This is a genomic window from Trinickia dabaoshanensis (genome assembly GCF_002879885.1).
Lineage (GTDB): Bacteria > Pseudomonadota > Gammaproteobacteria > Burkholderiales > Burkholderiaceae > Trinickia > Trinickia dabaoshanensis.
Window position 1 is genome coordinate 72965 of sequence record NZ_PNYA01000011.1, and the last position, 16657, is coordinate 89621.

Below are 16657 nucleotides of genomic sequence, written 5' to 3' on the forward strand. Positions count from 1 at the left end.
CGAACCTTCGTCTTTGAAGCGTCGCGGCCCGAACGGCCGCGCACGGTCTCGTTAGGCGGGGAACACACCTGTCGACAAATAGCGATCGCCGCGATCGCAGACGATGAAGACGATCGTCGCGTTCTCGACCTGCCGCGCCACGCGCAGCGCCACTTCGCACGCGCCGCCCGAAGAAATTCCGCAGAAGATGCCTTCGACCGAAGCCATGCGCCGCGCCATGGCCTCGGCCGCGGCTTGCGATACGCTCTCGGTGCGATCGACGCGCGTACGATCGAAGATCTTCGGCAGATAGGCCTCGGGCCATTTACGGATGCCCGGGATGCGCGAGCCCTCCTCGGGTTGCGCGCCGATGATCTCGATCGCCGCGTTTTGCTCCTTCAGATAGCGCGACACGCCCATGATCGTGCCCGTGGTACCCATCGACGAGACGAAGTGCGTCACACGCCCTTCGGTATCGCGCCAGATCTCGGGACCCGTCGCCTCGTAATGCGCGACCGGATTATCCGGGTTCGCGAACTGATCCAAGATGATGCCGCGCCCGTCGCGTTGCATCTGCTCGGCGAGGTCGCGCGCGTACTCCATGCCGCCCTTGACCGGCGTCAATACGATCTCGGCACCGTACGCCGCCATGCTCTGGCGCCGCTCGACCGACAGGTCCTCGGGCATCAGCAACACCATCTTGTAGCCGCGAATCGCCGCCGCCATCGCTAGCGCGATTCCGGTATTGCCGCTCGTGGCTTCGATCAGCGTATCGCCGGGCTTGATGCGCCCGCGCGCCTCGGCTTTCGCGATCATGGACAAGGCCGGCCGATCCTTGACCGAGCCCGCTGGGTTGTTCCCTTCCAGCTTCGCCAACACCACATTGTTTCGACCGCGGATGTCGTCGTCGGCCAAACGGACGAGCTGGACGAGCGGCGTGTTGCCGATCGTGTCTTCGATGGTTTTGTAGGACATGTGCGTATACGCGCCGTGCGCGCCGTTCTCTTGAGCGATGGTGATCCGTCCGATTGTAAAGCACTGCGCAAGGCATCGCCCGATAGGGTCTTTGCGGCACCTATCGCACGCGCTCGCCCAAGCAAAAAACCCGCGACGCGTCGCGGGAAACCGTCGATGAGGCATGACGGCTGAAGGAGCCTGCGAAATCGAGGCGCCCCAGGGCGACCCGGGGCGGATCGTGCGCCGACGCTTAGCGCGCCGACTTACCCGAACGAAAACGGATGGCTCGCATTGGCCGCATCGAACGCGTGGCGGCCGTATCTAAAAGCCCAGGGGACGGGGTGCAACGCGCCGCTCACGGTCAAACCCTCGGCGCGCAGGCGTTCGACGGTCTGACCGCCCAGGCCTTTGACGCGTTGACCGAGATCGTCGGCATCCTGGAAAGGACCGCGCGCGGCCCGCTCCTCGACGATGGCCCGGGCCTTGGCCGGGCCGATGCCTTTGATCCCGCGCAGCGCCGCCTCGTCGGCCGTATTGACGTCGACATCGGCGGCGTGAGTGAGAAGAATCGGACAGGCGGCGGCGAGTGCCACCGCGAAAGAAAGCATGCGCTTGAACATGAAACCTCCGATGCAAAGCCGGCCGGCGAGCGCCGACCGTGAGGTTTCAAGTCTACGAATCGCGCGCCGCGCTTTACAGTTGGCCGGATAGCCAACGCACGTAGCGATCGACGCCTTCTTGGACCGTCAGGAACGGCGCGTCGTACCCTGCCGCGCGCAAACGCGTGGGATCGGCTTGCGTGAAGCATTGGTACTTGCCGCGCAACGCATCGGGGAACGGCACGTATTCGATGAGCCCGCGCTGCACCATCTCGGCAAGCGACAGCGCCGGTTGATTCTCGAGCGCGCGCAGCGTGTTCACGACCGACGTCGCGATGTCGTTGAATGGCTGAGCGCGGCCCGTGCCCAGGTTGAAAATGCCCGACTTTTCCGGATGATCGAAGAAGAACAGATTCACCTTCGCCACGTCTTCGACGGATACGAAGTCGCGCGTCTGCTCACCGGCCGCATAGCCGTTGTACTCGCCGAACAGCTTGACCTTGCCTTCGGCGCGGAATTGATTGAAGTTGTGGAACGCGACCGACGCCATCCGGCCTTTATGCGCCTCGCGCGGCCCGTAGACGTTGAAATACCGGAAGCCGACGATTTGGCTTTTCGCGCTCGGCAAGACGCGGCGAACGATCTGGTCGAAGAGAAACTTCGAATAGCCGTACACGTTCAGCGGCGCCTCGACCTCGCGCTCCTCGACGAAACGCGTCGAGCCGCCGTAGATCGCCGCCGACGACGCATAGAGAAACTGCGCGCCTTGCGCCAAGCAAGCGTCCAACACGGCGCGGCTATAGCGGAAGTTGTTCTCCATCATGTAGCGTCCGTCGGTCTCCATCGTGTCCGAGCAGGCCCCCTCGTGAAACACGGCGCGCACCTTGCCGAATTCGCCGCGAGCGAACCGTTCGACGAATTCCGTCTTATCGAGGTAGTCGTCGATTTCGCAATCGACGAGGTTTTTGAACTTGTCGGCGCGTGTGAGGTTGTCGACGGCGATGATGCGCGTTTCGCCGCGCGCGTTGAGCGCGTTGACGATATTGGCGCCGACGAACCCGGCGGCTCCGGTAACGATGATGGTCATGATCGTATTGGCGATGATTCGATAACGGTAATAGGCAGCCGATGCGAACGCTAGCGCGCGGGCGACGGAAACAGTTCGTCGTAATCGACGGTGGCCGTGCCGAGCTTGCCGACGACGATACCCGCGGCGCGATTGGCAAGCGCGACGGCGTCCATGAGCGGCAGCTTCGCGGCAAGCATCACGGCCAACGTGGCGATGACGGTGTCGCCCGCGCCCGAGACGTCATAGACTTCGCGCGCGACGGCCGGCGCCGTGAGCGTGCCGCCATCGGCCGCGAACAGCGTCATCCCCTCCTCCGAGCGCGTCAGCAGCAGCGCATCGATGTCGAGCGACGCGCGCAGCGCGGCCACGCGCGCATGCAAGTCCTGCTCCGATTTCCACTGCCCCACCACCTCGCGCAACTCCGCGCGATTCGGCGTGATCAGCGTGGCGCCGCGATAGCGCTCCCAGTCGTCCCCCTTCGGATCGACGAGCACCGGCTTGCCCGCCGCACGCGCTTTCGCGATCATCTGCGTCACATGCGTGAGACCGCCCTTGGCGTAATCGGACATCAAGATCACGTCGTGCTCGGCAAGCAATGCGTCGAAGCGCGCCAAGCCGGCGAGCAACGCCTCGTGCGCCGGCGTATTCTCGAAATCGACACGGAGCAATTGCTGCTGACGCGACAGCACGCGCAGCTTGATCGTCGTCGACAATTCGGGATCGCGCTCCAAGTGCGTCGCCACGCCGCTGTCCTTGAGCAACTCGACGATACGCTCGCCGGGCTCGTCGCGCCCCACGACGCAAAGCAATCCCGCCTTCGCACCGAGCGCCGCCGCGTTGCGCGCCACGTTCGCGGCGCCGCCCAAGCGGTCCTCTTGGCGCTGCACATGCACGACCGGCACGGGCGCTTCGGGCGAGATGCGGTTCACGTCGCCGAACCAATAGCGATCGAGCATGACGTCGCCGACGATCAGCACGCGCGCCTGCGCAAGCCGCTCGCGCGGCACGGGCGCCACCTCCATGGGCCGCACGGCACTCGCGCGCGCGAGCTCGCCCGGCTCGCGCGCGTCAGCCGCGCGCATCGCTTCGGGTATCGAGTTGGACATAAGGGCGTCCGATTGCGTAGTAGTCGATGCCCAATTCGGCCATCGCCAAGGGTTCGTAAAGATTACGGCCGTCGAATATCACGGGCGTCTTCAGCACCGACTTCAAGTGCGCGAAATCGGGGCTCTTGAATTCCTTCCATTCGGTGACGATGACGAGCGCGTCGGCCCCGACCAGCGTTTCATCCTGCGTGGTCACGAATGCCAGCCGCGCAAGCGCCTCGGGCGCATCGGCAAAATCGAGCGCGAACACGCGCCGCGCCTCCTCGATGGCGACGGGATCGTACGCCCGTACGTGCGCGCCGCGAGCCAGCAGCGCGGCGATCAGACGCCGGCTCGGCGCCTCGCGCATGTCGTCCGTGTTCGGCTTGAACGCGAGTCCCCAAACCGCGAATGTGCGGCCCGTCAGATCGGCGCCCAGGCGTTTCACGATCTTCTCGACGAGCACTTCCTTCTGATCGTGGTTGACCGCCTCGACGGCTTCGAGAATCCGCAGGTTTTGGCCGTTTTCACCGGCCGTGCGCACGAGGGCCTGCACATCCTTCGGAAAGCACGAACCGCCATAGCCGACGCCCGCATACAGGAAGTGATAGCCGATGCGCGGATCGGAGCCGATCCCGCGCCGCACCTGCTCGATATCGGCACCGACGCGATCGGCCAGATTCGACATCTCGTTCATGAACGAGATCCGCGTGGCCAGCATCGCATTGGCCGCGTACTTCGTGAACTCGGCCGAGCGCACGTCCATATAGAGCGTGCGTTCGTGATTGCGATTGAACGGCGCGTACAAGCGCTTCATCTTTTCGCGAGCGATCTGACCGGCGGCATCGTCGTCGATGCCGATCACGATGCGATCGGGCCGCATGAAGTCGTCCACGGCCGCGCCTTCCTTCAGGAACTCGGGGTTCGATACGACGGAAAACCCGTGCGTCATGCCGACGGCAAGCCCGCGTGCCTCGAGTTCCGAGGCGACGACGGCGCGCACGCGCTCCGCCGTCCCGACCGGCACCGTCGATTTATCGACGATCACCTTGAAGCCGTTCGAATAACGGCCGATGTTGCGGGCGGCCTCGAGCACGTATTGCAGATCGGCCGAGCCGTCCTCGTCGGGCGGCGTGCCCACCGCGATGAACTGCACGTCGCCGTGCTCGACGCTCGCCTTGACGTCCGTCGAGAACGTGATGCGGCCGTGCGCGCGTGTGCGCGCGATCATCTCCTGCAAACCCGGCTCGTGGATCGGCACGCCGCCACTGTTCAAGATATCGATCTTGCGTTGATCGACGTCGAGACAAAAAACGTCGTTGCCGATTTCCGCCAGGCATGCGCCCGTCACGAGGCCCACATAGCCCGTGCCGATGATGGTGATTTTCATACGCGTTCCACAAGTTGGTGCCGGTCCAAGACCGGCGCTCGACCGCCGGCGCATTCACGTGCGCTCGCTCGCACGCATCGCTCGGCCGCCGGAGTATTCATGAAGCCTCTTGCGCGGCGCGTCTCGCTCGAGCACCGCGACGACGCGCGCTTCAAGCCTGCGCCGCCCCGATCGGCTCGACGCGCCGCGGCGCATACGTTTCCCAACCGCTGCAGCCGGGGCATTGCCAATAAAACAGGCGCACCCGGTAACCGCAATTTTGGCATGTATAACGTGGCAAATTTTTGGTGCGCTGCTTGATCAGCGTGCGCATCAACTCGAGCTCGCCACGGCGCGGCTCCTCGGCCGCCTCGATTTGCGCATCGAGCAAACGCGTCATCCCGGCCAAGTTCGGGCTCGCGCGCATCTGCGCGCGCGCCATCGCATGGGCCGTCTCGGGGCCGCACAGTTGCGCCACGTGCGGGTACGCGAGATCGAGCAAATCGCTCGTGCCGTATCGCTCGACGTAGCCCGTGAGCAGCGCGGCGCCTTCCTGCGGGCGAGACACCGCGGCGTAGGCTTTCATCAATTTTTCGGCGACGAGCGGAAGGTACGTGGCGTTTTGCGACTCGACCCGGCGCCACGCTTCGATCGCGGCCGCCTGATCGCCACGCGCGGCGGCCACGTCGCCCGTGAGGATCGTCGCACGCACATTGCCGGGATTGACCTTCAGCGCGAGTTCGAGCTGCGCGGCCGCCTCGGCGGCATCCTTGCGCTGCAACGCCTCTTGCGCAAGTTCGCAATGAAACTGCGAGATCTCCTTGACCATGGGATTAGCCCCCATGGTCTCGAGCCGCTCGGCCGCTTCGATCGCCTTGCCCCATTCCTTTTCGATCTCGTAGATCGACAACAGCGCCCGCTGCGCGTCGCGCGCATACTCGCCTGCGTCGAGGCGGCCCAGCGCCTCCTCCGCTCGGTCGAGCAGGCCCGCCTTGAGGTAATCCTGGCCAAGTTCGAACAGCGCATGATCGCGCTCGCTCACGGGCAGATCGGCGCGGCTCAGCAAGTTTTGATGAATGCGGATGGCGCGATCGGTTTCGCCGCGCCGGCGAAAGAGATTGCCGAGCGCGAAATGCAACTCGATCGTTTCCGGGTCGAGCTTGACGACCTCGATGAACGCATCGATCGCCTGATCCGGCTGCTCATTGAGCAGAAAATTCAAGCCGCGAAAATAAGAGCGCGGCAAGTTGGTGCTTTCGGACAGCAGCGCCTTGAGGTCGTAGCGCGAAGCCATCCAGCCGAGCGCGAACGCAACCGGGACGACGAGGAGCCACCAAAAATCGAGATCCATGCGAAGGTCGGAAAAGCGAGAAGAAGAATGTGCGCGCAGGTGCGCTCAAAGAACGGGCGGCATCGGCGGCTCGACCACGACGGCGGGCGCCTGTTCACGCGCGACGCGCAGCTCGCGCCGCAAGCGCCCGCTCTCGAGCTTCAGGCGCACGAGCGCCGGCAGCGCCGATATGAGCCCTGCGAACAGCCCGACGGCGAAGAACGCCAAACCGATCAAAATCAACGGCGCCTGCCATGAATACCCGGCGAAGTTCACCGTTGCGTTTTGCGTGTTGGCCAGCGCGAGAACGAGCAGCACGACGAACACGAGCACGCGGACCAACCAGACGATAAATTTCATAGAGGCTCTCTCGACGGCAACGGCGATTGTCGTAGGGGCCGAGCGACCCGGGCCCATGGCCCAAACCCGATGGCCCCAACAAAAGTGCCCGTATTGTAAAGGAAAGGATGGCGGGCCGGCCGTGGCGCCGGGACGCCACGCGAACCGAAACCGAATCGCGCGAGCGGCGCCACCAATGAAAAAAGCGCCCGAAGGCGCTCGTTTCAAATCGTTTTTTTGCCGGTTTTCGCTGTCGGCGTTGGCGTCGACGACGAGGCCCAACGGCTTTGCTTCGCGCCGCCCGGGGGGCGGACACCTCGCGTTCAGAGGGCGTCGTCCGTACGGTCGGCCATCAACGGCTCACCGGCCCGGCCGTCCACCCGCTCGCGCAACTCCTTACCGGGCTTGAAGTGAGGCACGTGCTTTTCGGGCACGAGCACCTTCTCCCCCGACTTCGGATTACGCCCGACGCGGGACGGGCGACGGTTCAGACCGAAGCTGCCGAAGCCGCGAATTTCAATACGATGCCCTTTGGCCAAAGCCTCGGACATCGCATCGAGCATCGTCTTGACCGCGAAATCCGCATCCTTGAGGACAAGTTGCGGAAATCGCGCTGCCAACTGGGCGACCAATTCCGATTTGGTCATACTGCGGCAGACCTCTCAAAGGCTTACTGATTCTGGCCGTCGAGCTTGGCCTTGAGCAGCGCGCCAAGGTTCGTCGTACCCGTAGCCGCCGAGTTCGAGTCGGCCGCGAGGCCGCGCATCGCTTCTTGCTGCTCGGCCGAATCCTTGGCCTTGATCGACAGGTTGATGCCACGCGACTTGCGATCGATGTTGATGATCATCGCGTTGACCTTGTCGCCTTCCTTCAGCACGTTGCGTGCATCTTCCACGCGGTCTTGTGCGATTTCGGAAGCGCGCAGGTAGCCTTCGACTTCAGCCGAGAGTGCAACGACCGCACCCTTGGCGTCGACCGCCTTCACCGTACCGTCGACGATCGAACCCTTGTCGTTCATGGCAACGAAGTTGCTGAACGGGTCGCCTTCGAGCTGCTTGATACCGAGCGAAATGCGTTCCTTCTCGACGTCGATGCCGAGCACGACCGCTTCCACTTCGTCGCCCTTCTTGTACTTGCGAACGGCTTCCTCGCCGGCTTCGCTCCACGACAGATCCGAGAGGTGGACCAGGCCGTCGATGCCGCCGGGCAGACCGATGAACACGCCGAAGTCGGTGATCGACTTGATTGCGCCCGTGATCTTGTCGCCCTTCTTGAAGTTGCGGCTGAAGTCATCCCACGGATTCGGCTTGCATTGCTTCATGCCGAGGCTGATACGACGACGGTCTTCGTCGATCTCGAGCACCATGACTTCGACTTCGTCGCCGAGTTGAACGACCTTCGACGGAGCGACGTTCTTGTTCGTCCAGTCCATTTCCGAAACGTGCACCAGGCCTTCGATGCCCGATTCGACTTCGACGAACGCGCCGTAGTCGGTGATGTTCGTGACCTTGCCGAACAGACGCGTGCCCGACGGGTAGCGGCGCGAGATGCCTTCCCACGGATCGTCGCCCAGTTGCTTGATACCGAGCGAAACGCGGTTCTTCTCTTGGTCGAACTTGAGGATCTTGGCCGTGACTTCTTGGCCGACCGACAGCACTTCGCTCGGGTGACGCACGCGGCGCCATGCGATGTCCGTGATGTGCAGCAGACCGTCGATACCGCCGAGGTCGACGAACGCACCGTAATCGGTGATGTTCTTGACGACGCCGTTCACGATCGCGCCTTCCTTCAGCGTTTCGAGCAGCTTCGCGCGCTCTTCGCCTTGCGTCGCTTCGATGACGGCGCGGCGCGACAGCACGACGTTGTTACGCTTGCGGTCGAGCTTGATGACGCGGAATTCGAGCGTCTTGCCTTCGTACGGCGTCGTGTCCTTGACGGGACGCGTGTCGACGAGCGAACCCGGCAGGAACGCGCGGATGCCGTTGACCATGACGGTCATGCCGCCCTTGACCTTGCCCGTGATCGTGCCGGTCACGAGTTCGTTGTTGTCGAGTGCCTTTTCCAGCGACAGCCACGAAGCGAGACGCTTGGCCTTGTCGCGCGAGAGGATCGTGTCGCCATATCCGTTTTCGAGCGCGTCGATCGCGACCGAAACGAAGTCGCCCGCCTGCACTTCTACCTCGCCCGCGTCGTTCAGGAACTCTTCGAGCGGGATATAGGCTTCGGACTTGAGACCTGCATTGACGACCACGAAGTTGTGGTCGACACGCACGACTTCGGCGGAAATCACTTCGCCGGCGCGCATGTCTTGCTTGGTCAGCGACTCTTCGAAAAGGGCCGCGAAAGATTCGGTGTTCGGGTTGGAGGTTTGCAGGTCGGACATAAAAATCGTAGTGGCATGGCTTCGCGGTTGTCAGTGCCGGCGACGGGATGTTGCCGGTCACGCTGCGACGTCGTTGCGAACGCCATACGGGGTTAAGGGTTGATCCCACGCTCGAGGCACCACCGGCGCCTCAAGCACCTACCGCTCCCGGTACCACTTCACTACTTCGTCGACCGCCTGGTCGATCGAGAGTGCCGAGGTATCGAGCAGCTTTGCATCTGCCGCGGGCTTGAGCGGCGCGGCGGCGCGGTTACTGTCGCGTTCGTCGCGCTCACGCAAATCCCGGAGCAAGTTATCCATATTAGCAGAAAACCCTTTTTGGATCAATTGCTTATACCGCCTGGCCGCGCGGGCCTCGACGCTGGCCGTCAAAAACACCTTCAAGACGGCGTCCGGGAAGATCACGGTGCCCATGTCGCGCCCGTCGGCCACGAGCCCGGGCTCCTTGCGAAACGCCCGCTGGCGCGCCACCAGCGCCGCCCGCACGCTTTGATGGACGGCGATCGCGGAGGCCCGGTTGCCGATTTCCTCGGCCCGGATGTCGCTGGAGACGTCCACCCCGTCCAGTTGCGCGCAGCCCTCCCGGAACGTAATGTGCAGATCGCCCACGAGGGCGGCCAGCGCCGCGTCGTCGTCGGCCGCGACACCGTAGCGGACGCTCGCCAGCGCGGCGAGCCGGTACAGCGCGCCGCTATCGAGCAAGTGGAAACCGAGTTGGGCGGCGACGAGGGCCGCGACGGTCCCTTTCCCGGAAGCGGTGGGACCGTCGATGGCGATGACGGGCGTTTGGTGGAACGGGCGAGTCGGTTTCATCTAGGAAAATGGTCGAACATCAAACGCGGGCGAGCGTTTTGAAGCGGTCGAAATAGTCGGGAAAAGTCTTGCCGACGCACTTCGGGTCGTTGATGCGCACCGGCACGCCGCCGAGCGAAACGAGCGAGAAGCACATGGCCATGCGGTGATCGTCATAGGTATCGATCGCGGCGTTCGGGGTAATGGCCGCGGGCGGCGTCACGACTAGGAAGTCCTCGCCCTCCTCGATCGTGGCGCCGACTTTGCGAAGTTCGGTGGCCATCGCGGCAATCCGGTCCGTCTCCTTGACGCGCCAGCTGCCGATGTTGCGCAGCCTCGTCGTGCCGCGCGCGAACAGCGCGCACACGGCTATCGTCATCGCGGCGTCCGGAATCAAGTTGAAGTCCATGTCGACCGCTTCGAGCTGCCCGTGATCGTGGCCGACGCCGCGTACCTCGATCCAATCCTCGGCCATCGTGACGTTCGCGCCCATGGCCGTCAGTGCGTCGGCGAACGCGACGTCGCCCTGGATGCTCGCCCGGCCCACGCCGACGACGCGCACGGGGCCGCCCGCGATCGCACCGGCCGCGAGGAAATACGACGCCGACGACGCATCGCCCTCCACCATGATCGCGCCCGGCGAGCGATAGCGGCCGCCGGCCGGAATCGTGAAACGCTGCCACCCTTCGCGCGCGACGGTGACGCCGAAGCGCTCCATCAGCTTCATCGTGATTTCGATGTAGGGTTTCGAAATCAACTCGCCTTGTACTTCGACGACGATCTGGCCGCTTTTGGCATGCACGAGCGGCAACGTCATCAAGAGTGCCGTCAAAAACTGGCTCGAAACGTCGCCGCGGACGCGGATCGGCTCGTTCACCTCGATGTGCGCGGCGTGAATCGCGAGCGGAGGATAACCCTCGTTCGCTTCGTAATCGATGTGCGCGCCGATTTGACGCAGGCCGTCCACGAGATCGCCGATCGGCCGCTCATGCATGCGCGGCACGCCGTGGACGCGATACTCGCCGCCGTTCACGGCCAACGCCGCCGTCAACGGGCGAATGGCCGTGCCGGCATTGCCGAGAAACAAGTCGGCCGCCTTCGCGGGAAACGCGCCGCCCGCGCCTCGCACGACGCAGACATCGCCGTTGCGCGTGAACTCGACGCCGAGCTTGGTCAGCGCATCGAGCATGACGCGCGTGTCGTCGGAATCGAGCAGGTTCGAGATCGTCGTCTCACCTTCGGCCAGCGAGGCGAGCAAGAGCACGCGATTCGAAATGCTCTTCGAGCCCGGCAGACGGATCGTGCCTTGTGCGCGGGAGTACGGTCCGAGATCGAGGTAATCCATGAGGGGTTTCCTTTTATTTCGGGGCGAGATGGCCGCTCGCGCGGCCGCCGCGTTCCTGCCATTGCGTGCGCGCTTCGCGTGAACGGGCGAAAACTGCTTCGAGCGCGGCGCCGTCTCCGGCGACGATGGCGGCGCGCAGCATGGCGAGAACGGCGGTGTAGCCGTCCAATTCCTCGACCAGCGCATCGCGATTGGCCAAGCAGACGTCACGCCACATTTCGGGGCTCGACGCCGCGATCCGCGTGAAATCGCGGAATCCGCCGGCGGCGAACGAGAATTTGAGCGCCGCATCCGGCGCGCTCAAGATACGCTCGACGAGCGCGAACGACAGCAGATGCGGCAAGTGACTGACCGCGGCGAAAACGCGGTCGTGCTGCTCGTGGCTCATCGTGCTCACGAGCGCACCGCCGGCACGCCAAAGCGCGTCGATGCGAGCGACGTCCTCGGGTCGATTCTCCGGCAGCGGGCACAGAACGACGTTGCGGCCCACGTAGAGATCGGGCAAAGCGGCTTCGACGCCGCTCGATTCGCGTCCGGCAATCGGATGACCCGGCACGAATTGACTCACGCGCTCGCCGAGTGCCGCGCGCGCCGCCGCGACGACGTCCGACTTCGTACTGCCGGCGTCGGTCACGATCGTGCGCGCCTCGAGAAACGGTGCGATGCGCGCGAGCAGCGGCTGCGTCTGAGCGACAGGCGCCGCGACGAGCACGAGATCCGCGCCGGCCAGCGCGGCGGCGAGCTCGGTGTCGTCGTCGAGCGAAGCAATGTCGTCGACGACACCCAGCTCACGGGCCCGCTCGGCGGAAGCACGCGTGCGGCCGACACCGACGATGCGCGAGCCGCGCGCGGCGCCCGAGCGCTCGCGCAACGCGCGCGCCAGCGAGCCGCCGATCAGTCCCACGCCGAAAATCACGAGTTTGTCGAAAGTAAACGTCGTCAAGAATGGCTCGCAAACAAAAAAAAGCGCATGCGCGTGGCGCACACGAAATACGCGGCGCGCGGCTTACGCCTGCGCGAGTGCTTGTTCAAGCGCGGTGACGAACGCCTCGTTTTCCTCGGGCAGACCGATCGTGACGCGCAGCCACTGCGGCAGCCCGTAGTTGCCGACCGGACGCACGATCACGCCCTGCCTGAGCAGCGCGAGATTGACGCGCTCACCCGCCCCGTCGTCGTTCCCGACACGCACGAGCACGAAGTTGCCGAACGAGGGCACGTACTCGAGCCCGAGCTTATCGAACGCTTGTGTCAACCGGCGGTAGCCTTGCGTATTGAGCGCGGCCGTTTTTTCGAGGAACGCGGTGTCGCCGAGCGCCGCGATCGCCGCGGCCTGCGCCATCGTGTTGACGTTGAACGGCTGGCGCAGCCGATTGAGCAGATCGGTCAGTTCGGGCTGAGCGATCGCGAAGCCCACGCGCAGCCCCGCGAGACCGAACGCCTTCGAGAACGTGCGCGAGACGACGAGATTCGGATAGCGGCGCACCCACGCGATCGAATCGTAGCGCAGCTCGGCCGGGAGGTATTCCGTATAGGCTTCGTCGAGCACCACCACGACGCGCCGGGGCACCTTCTCGAGAAATGCCTCGAGCGCGGGCCCTTCGATGAACGTCCCCGTCGGATTGTTCGGATTGGCGATGAATAGGAGGCGCGTATCGTCTTCGATCGCCGCGAGCATCGCGTCGAGATCGTGCCCGTGGCGCACGGCCGGAACGACGATCGCGCGTGCGCCGAGCCCTTGCGTCGCGAGGGCGTAGACGGCGAACGAGTACTGCGAATAAACGACCGACTGCGCCTTTTCGACAAACGCGTGCGCGGCGATCTCGAGAATATCGTTGCTGCCGTTGCCGAGCGTGATCCATTCGGCCGGCACGCCGTAGCGCACGGCGAGCGCCGCTTTCAATTCGAACGCGTTCGCGTCGGGATAGCGGCCGAGTTCAGCCGCGGCACGCGCCATCGCGGCCTTGGCCGACTCGGGCATGCCGAGCGGATTTTCGTTCGACGCGAGCTTCACGATGCGCGCCTCGTCGAGCCCGAATTCGCGCGCGACTTCCGAGATCGGCTTGCCGGCAACGTAGGGGGCGATTTGACGCACGTAGGAAGGGCCGTATTGCATCGTCATGAGTCTCTCCAAAGCGGACAGCGCGAATTCGTTGGACCGACGGATGCCGATGCGCGAGCACATCCATCGTCGTGAATCGACCGGCCCCGGCCGGTCGAGAGCATGCGCGGCATCAGCGCGAGCGCGGATAGGAGCCGAGGATCTTCAGGAACGCAGCCTTCTTCCCGAGTTCGGCGAGCGCGAGCGCAACGTGCGCATCGTCGCGATGGCCTTCGACGTCGATATAGAAGTAGTACTCCCAGGTGCCGACGCGCGCCGGCCGCGACTCGAATCGCGTCATCGACACGCCGTGCCGCGCCAACGGCTCGAGCAACTTGAACACGGCGCCGGGCTCGTTCTTCACCGACACGATGAGCGACGTTTGGTCGTGCCCGCTGCGGCCCGCCGGCGCATGACCGATCATCACGAAACGGGTCCGGTTATGCGGATCGTCTTGGATCATCGGACTCGCGACCTGCAAGCCGTAGAACGCCGCGGCGCGATCGCCCGCGATCGCCGCGATGCTCGGATCGAGGGACGCCATGCGTGCCGCTTCGGCGTTGCTCGACACGGCTTGCCGCTCGATATGCGGCAAGTTCGCGGCGAGCCAGCGCTGACATTGCGCGAGCGCTTGCGCATGGGCGCAAATGCGCGAGATGCCCGTGAGCGCCCCGCTTTGCGTAAGCAGGTTGTGCCGGATCGGCAATGCCAGTTCGCCGCCGATCAATACCTGCGACTCCAGCAACAAGTCGAGCGTGCGAGATACCGCACCCTCGCTCGAATTCTCGACCGGCACGACGCCGAATTGCGCGGCACCGGCTTCGACGCTTCGGAACACCTCGTCGATGGATGGGCACGGCAGTCCGTCGATCGAATGGCCGAAGTACTCGACCATCGCCTCTTCGCTATAGGTTCCCGCCGGACCGAGATAAGCCGCCCTGACCGGCTGCTCGAGCGAACGGCTTGCCGCCATGATCTCGCGCCAAATCGCGCTGATGTGCTCACTCTCGAGCGGACCTTCGCTCAGCGCCTGCAAACGCGAAATCACCTGCTGTTCGCGTTCGGGACGGAACACCGGTGCGTTGTAGTGCTTTTTGACCTCGCCCACTTCGAGGGCGATCGCCGCGCGTTGATTGAGCAGCGCGATGACCTGCGCGTCGATCGCATCGATCGCGTCGCGCAGCGGCTTCAACTTTGAATTGAGTTCGTCGTCCATGCGTAAAACGGCCGTATCGAAAACGGGCGGCGTGGCACGCGCGCCCTGCCCCACGCGGTTAAGCGCGGGTGCGTTCGAAATCCTTCATATACTCGACGAGCGCTTTAACGCCTTCGAGCGGCACCGCGTTGTAGATCGACGCCCGCATGCCGCCGACGGACTTGTGGCCCTTGAGCTGCATCAGCCCGCGCTCTTTTGCGCCGGCAAGGAAATCATCATTGCGCGACTCGTCCGCGAGGAAGAACGGTACGTTCATTCGCGAACGCGATTCGCGCTCCACTTTGTTGCTGAAGAAGCTGCTCGCATCGATGGTCTCATACAGCAGCTTCGACTTTTCGAGATTGCGTGCCTCGATTTCCTTCAACCCACCCTGACGCTTCAGCCATTTGAACACGAGGCCGGCGATGTAGATCGCGTACGTGGGCGGCGTGTTGTACATCGAATTGTTCTCGGCGACGATGCGCCACTCGAATGCCGACGGGCAGATCGAGAGCGCGCGGTCGAGCAAATCCTCTCGCACGACGACGATCGTCAAACCCGCCATGCCGATGTTCTTCTGCGCCCCGCCGTACATGACGCCGTACTTGGCGACGTCGAGCGGCCGGGACAACACATGCGAAGAAACGTCGGCCACGAGCGGCACGTCGCCCAGTTCGGGAATATCGAACGTCTCGACGCCGTGAATCGTCTCGTTCGTGCACAGGTGCACGTAAGCCGGATCGTCGGACAATTGCCATTCCGAGCGCTTCGGTGCGCGCGTGAAACCGTTCGCCGTCTCGCCGCTCGCGGCCAAATGCGGCTTGCAGTACTTGGCGGCTTCCTTGAACGACTTTTGCGACCATGAGCCCGTGACGACGAAATCGGCGACATCGCGCTTGCCGAGCATGTTCATCGGCACGATCGCGTTTTCGCCGAGCCCGCCGCCTTGCAGGAACAAGACACGATGGCTCGCGGGCGCTTGGAGCAAATCGCGCACGTCGGTCAGCGCTTCTTCATGGATCGACATGAACTCGCGGCCGCGATGACTCATTTCCATCACGCTCATGCCGCTGCCATGCCAATCGAGCATTTCGTCGGCTGCTTGACGCAACACCTCTTCAGGCAATGCAGCCGGGCCGGCCGAGAAATTGAAGACGCGCATCGAGAGACCCCCGGAGGAAGATTGAACGGACGAGCGCAAACGAGCGGCGGCGCAATACCACCTTCGAATTCGCCGGACTCAAGTCAGATCAAGTCAGATCGAGTCGGAAATAGATAATGGCCGTTCGCGCAATTCGCGCAAACGGCCATTATCGCACCGCCGATCGAAAACCGCTCGTGCAAACCCGGCAACCGGGCCTGCACGCGAAGCCCATTCGGGCTCCGGCGCGATTTACTTGCCGGGCTTGACCGCGGCAACTTCCTTATCGGCTTGCGCGCGCGTAGCCTGAATCGACTGCGGCATGTACTTCTGCATCAGGCTGCCGACGACGTCGCGGCCAACCTGGTCTTGCACCTGGATGAACTTGCGGCCCGTCGAGCTCTTGTAGAACTTCGTCAGGTCTTTGAGTTCGTCCGTCGAGTAATACTTCGCGTAGGCGTCGTATTGCGCTTGCATCGCGTCTTGACGGAAGCCGTCGGACGCGAACACTTGACCCGCCGAATCCACGAGCTTGGGCACGGCGTTCTTTTGCAGCGCCGGCACGGCGGCTTGCTTTTGCTTGTCGTTCAGCGTCTTGTTCTCCGAGAGCGCTTCCGACAGGATTTCCGGCACGTATTGCTTCGCTTGCATCTGCGCGCTGTTACCGATCGCACCGACGAGCTTTTGCGCGTCGATCGCTTCCAGCAGCTCCTTGATCGCAGCTTGCTTGGCCGGATCGACCGGTGCGGGCGCGGCGGCCGTGGCAGTCGAAGCCGCGGGCGCTTGGCTCTGGAGGGCTTGCGCCATCGCGAAAGTCGGCACGAAAGCAGCCAGCAGCATCAATTGCTTGAATCGTCGTTGCATCATTACTCCCTCAAAAAAATGAATCGAACGCACACAGCATTGCGACAGTCTCGTCGCACCCGCCGCTCCAGCGTGACGGGCGCACTTACCTATAGCGCAATCGCTCGCGCGC

The 16657-nt window shown here is 63.8% G+C and carries 16 protein-coding genes; all 16 read right to left on the minus strand.

Annotated features, from left to right (window positions below):
* Nucleotides 1–51: 51 nt before the first annotated feature.
* The 16 genes from cysM to C0Z18_RS13805 all read right to left on the minus strand — a co-directional run bounded on the left by cysM (nt 52) and on the right by C0Z18_RS13805 (nt 16545).
* Entirely contained in the window at nt 52–954 is a 903-nt protein-coding gene (gene cysM, locus C0Z18_RS13730; RefSeq protein ID WP_102645971.1) for a cysteine synthase CysM, read from the minus strand.
* Nucleotides 955–1199: 245 nt separating this feature from the next.
* A complete protein-coding gene (locus C0Z18_RS13735; RefSeq protein ID WP_408647000.1) occupies nt 1200–1544 on the minus strand; it encodes a ComEA family DNA-binding protein in 345 nt (114 codons plus the stop codon).
* 85 nt (nt 1545–1629) lie between these two features.
* Nucleotides 1630–2622 carry an ADP-glyceromanno-heptose 6-epimerase gene (gene rfaD, locus C0Z18_RS13740; protein WP_102645973.1) on the minus strand — a complete coding sequence of 331 codons (993 nt, stop codon included), beginning with the start codon at nt 2620–2622 and terminating at the stop codon, nt 1630–1632.
* A 50-nt stretch (nt 2623–2672) separates the two neighbouring features.
* Nucleotides 2673–3626, minus strand: a complete 954-nt coding sequence (gene rfaE1 / locus C0Z18_RS13745; protein WP_199189452.1) for a D-glycero-beta-D-manno-heptose-7-phosphate kinase — start codon at nt 3624–3626, stop codon at nt 2673–2675.
* 46 nt (nt 3627–3672) lie between these two features.
* A complete protein-coding gene (locus C0Z18_RS13750) occupies nt 3673–5079 on the minus strand; it encodes a UDP-glucose dehydrogenase family protein (RefSeq protein ID WP_102645975.1) in 1407 nt (468 codons plus the stop codon).
* A 151-nt stretch (nt 5080–5230) separates the two neighbouring features.
* Nucleotides 5231–6409: a lipopolysaccharide assembly protein LapB gene (lapB, locus tag C0Z18_RS13755; protein ID WP_102645976.1), complete on the minus strand. Its 1179-nt coding sequence runs from the start codon at nt 6407–6409 to the stop codon at nt 5231–5233.
* Nucleotides 6410–6454: 45 nt separating this feature from the next.
* Nucleotides 6455–6748: a LapA family protein gene (locus C0Z18_RS13760; protein WP_102645977.1), complete on the minus strand. Its 294-nt coding sequence runs from the start codon at nt 6746–6748 to the stop codon at nt 6455–6457.
* Between the two features lie 302 nt (nt 6749–7050).
* Nucleotides 7051–7374, minus strand: coding sequence for an integration host factor subunit beta (locus C0Z18_RS13765; protein WP_102645978.1), 324 nt, complete (start codon nt 7372–7374; stop codon nt 7051–7053).
* Between the two features lie 23 nt (nt 7375–7397).
* Nucleotides 7398–9110 carry a 30S ribosomal protein S1 gene (gene rpsA / locus C0Z18_RS13770; RefSeq protein ID WP_102645979.1) on the minus strand — a complete coding sequence of 571 codons (1713 nt, stop codon included), beginning with the start codon at nt 9108–9110 and terminating at the stop codon, nt 7398–7400.
* 138 nt (nt 9111–9248) lie between these two features.
* Entirely contained in the window at nt 9249–9923 is a 675-nt protein-coding gene (gene cmk / locus C0Z18_RS13775; RefSeq protein ID WP_102645980.1) for a (d)CMP kinase, read from the minus strand.
* A gap of 19 nt (nt 9924–9942) precedes the next feature.
* Entirely contained in the window at nt 9943–11247 is a 1305-nt protein-coding gene (gene aroA, locus C0Z18_RS13780; RefSeq protein WP_102645981.1) for a 3-phosphoshikimate 1-carboxyvinyltransferase, read from the minus strand.
* 13 nt (nt 11248–11260) lie between these two features.
* Nucleotides 11261–12190, minus strand: a complete 930-nt coding sequence (locus C0Z18_RS13785; protein WP_102646082.1) for a prephenate dehydrogenase — start codon at nt 12188–12190, stop codon at nt 11261–11263.
* Nucleotides 12191–12253: 63 nt separating this feature from the next.
* Nucleotides 12254–13366 carry a histidinol-phosphate transaminase gene (gene hisC / locus C0Z18_RS13790; RefSeq protein ID WP_102646083.1) on the minus strand — a complete coding sequence of 371 codons (1113 nt, stop codon included), beginning with the start codon at nt 13364–13366 and terminating at the stop codon, nt 12254–12256.
* A gap of 112 nt (nt 13367–13478) precedes the next feature.
* Nucleotides 13479–14561: a prephenate dehydratase gene (gene pheA / locus C0Z18_RS13795; protein WP_102646084.1), complete on the minus strand. Its 1083-nt coding sequence runs from the start codon at nt 14559–14561 to the stop codon at nt 13479–13481.
* A gap of 58 nt (nt 14562–14619) precedes the next feature.
* Nucleotides 14620–15702 carry a 3-phosphoserine/phosphohydroxythreonine transaminase gene (serC, locus tag C0Z18_RS13800; RefSeq protein ID WP_102645982.1) on the minus strand — a complete coding sequence of 361 codons (1083 nt, stop codon included), beginning with the start codon at nt 15700–15702 and terminating at the stop codon, nt 14620–14622.
* A 231-nt stretch (nt 15703–15933) separates the two neighbouring features.
* Nucleotides 15934–16545, minus strand: a complete 612-nt coding sequence (locus C0Z18_RS13805; RefSeq protein WP_102646085.1) for a DUF2059 domain-containing protein — start codon at nt 16543–16545, stop codon at nt 15934–15936.
* Between the last annotated feature and the right edge of the window lie 112 nt (nt 16546–16657).

What these genes read in the sequence shown, in the direction of transcription:
- cysM (WP_102645971.1), bottom strand. Translation starts at nt 954, where the DNA reads ATGTCCTACAAAACCATCGAAGACACGATCGGCAACACGCCGCTCGTC.
- C0Z18_RS13735 (WP_408647000.1), bottom strand. Translation starts at nt 1,544, where the DNA reads ATGCTTTCTTTCGCGGTGGCACTCGCCGCCGCCTGTCCGATTCTTCTC.
- rfaD (WP_102645973.1), bottom strand. Translation starts at nt 2,622, where the DNA reads ATGACCATCATCGTTACCGGAGCCGCCGGGTTCGTCGGCGCCAATATC.
- rfaE1 (WP_199189452.1), bottom strand. Translation starts at nt 3,626, where the DNA reads ATGGAGGTGGCGCCCGTGCCGCGCGAGCGGCTTGCGCAGGCGCGCGTG.
- C0Z18_RS13750 (WP_102645975.1), bottom strand. Translation starts at nt 5,079, where the DNA reads ATGAAAATCACCATCATCGGCACGGGCTATGTGGGCCTCGTGACGGGC.
- lapB (WP_102645976.1), bottom strand. Translation starts at nt 6,409, where the DNA reads ATGGATCTCGATTTTTGGTGGCTCCTCGTCGTCCCGGTTGCGTTCGCG.
- C0Z18_RS13760 (WP_102645977.1), bottom strand. Translation starts at nt 6,748, where the DNA reads ATGAAATTTATCGTCTGGTTGGTCCGCGTGCTCGTGTTCGTCGTGCTG.
- C0Z18_RS13765 (WP_102645978.1), bottom strand. Translation starts at nt 7,374, where the DNA reads ATGACCAAATCGGAATTGGTCGCCCAGTTGGCAGCGCGATTTCCGCAA.
- rpsA (WP_102645979.1), bottom strand. Translation starts at nt 9,110, where the DNA reads ATGTCCGACCTGCAAACCTCCAACCCGAACACCGAATCTTTCGCGGCC.
- cmk (WP_102645980.1), bottom strand. Translation starts at nt 9,923, where the DNA reads ATGAAACCGACTCGCCCGTTCCACCAAACGCCCGTCATCGCCATCGAC.
- aroA (WP_102645981.1), bottom strand. Translation starts at nt 11,247, where the DNA reads ATGGATTACCTCGATCTCGGACCGTACTCCCGCGCACAAGGCACGATC.
- hisC (WP_102646083.1), bottom strand. Translation starts at nt 13,366, where the DNA reads ATGACGATGCAATACGGCCCTTCCTACGTGCGTCAAATCGCCCCCTAC.
- pheA (WP_102646084.1), bottom strand. Translation starts at nt 14,561, where the DNA reads ATGGACGACGAACTCAATTCAAAGTTGAAGCCGCTGCGCGACGCGATC.
- serC (WP_102645982.1), bottom strand. Translation starts at nt 15,702, where the DNA reads ATGCGCGTCTTCAATTTCTCGGCCGGCCCGGCTGCATTGCCTGAAGAG.
- C0Z18_RS13805 (WP_102646085.1), bottom strand. Translation starts at nt 16,545, where the DNA reads ATGCAACGACGATTCAAGCAATTGATGCTGCTGGCTGCTTTCGTGCCG.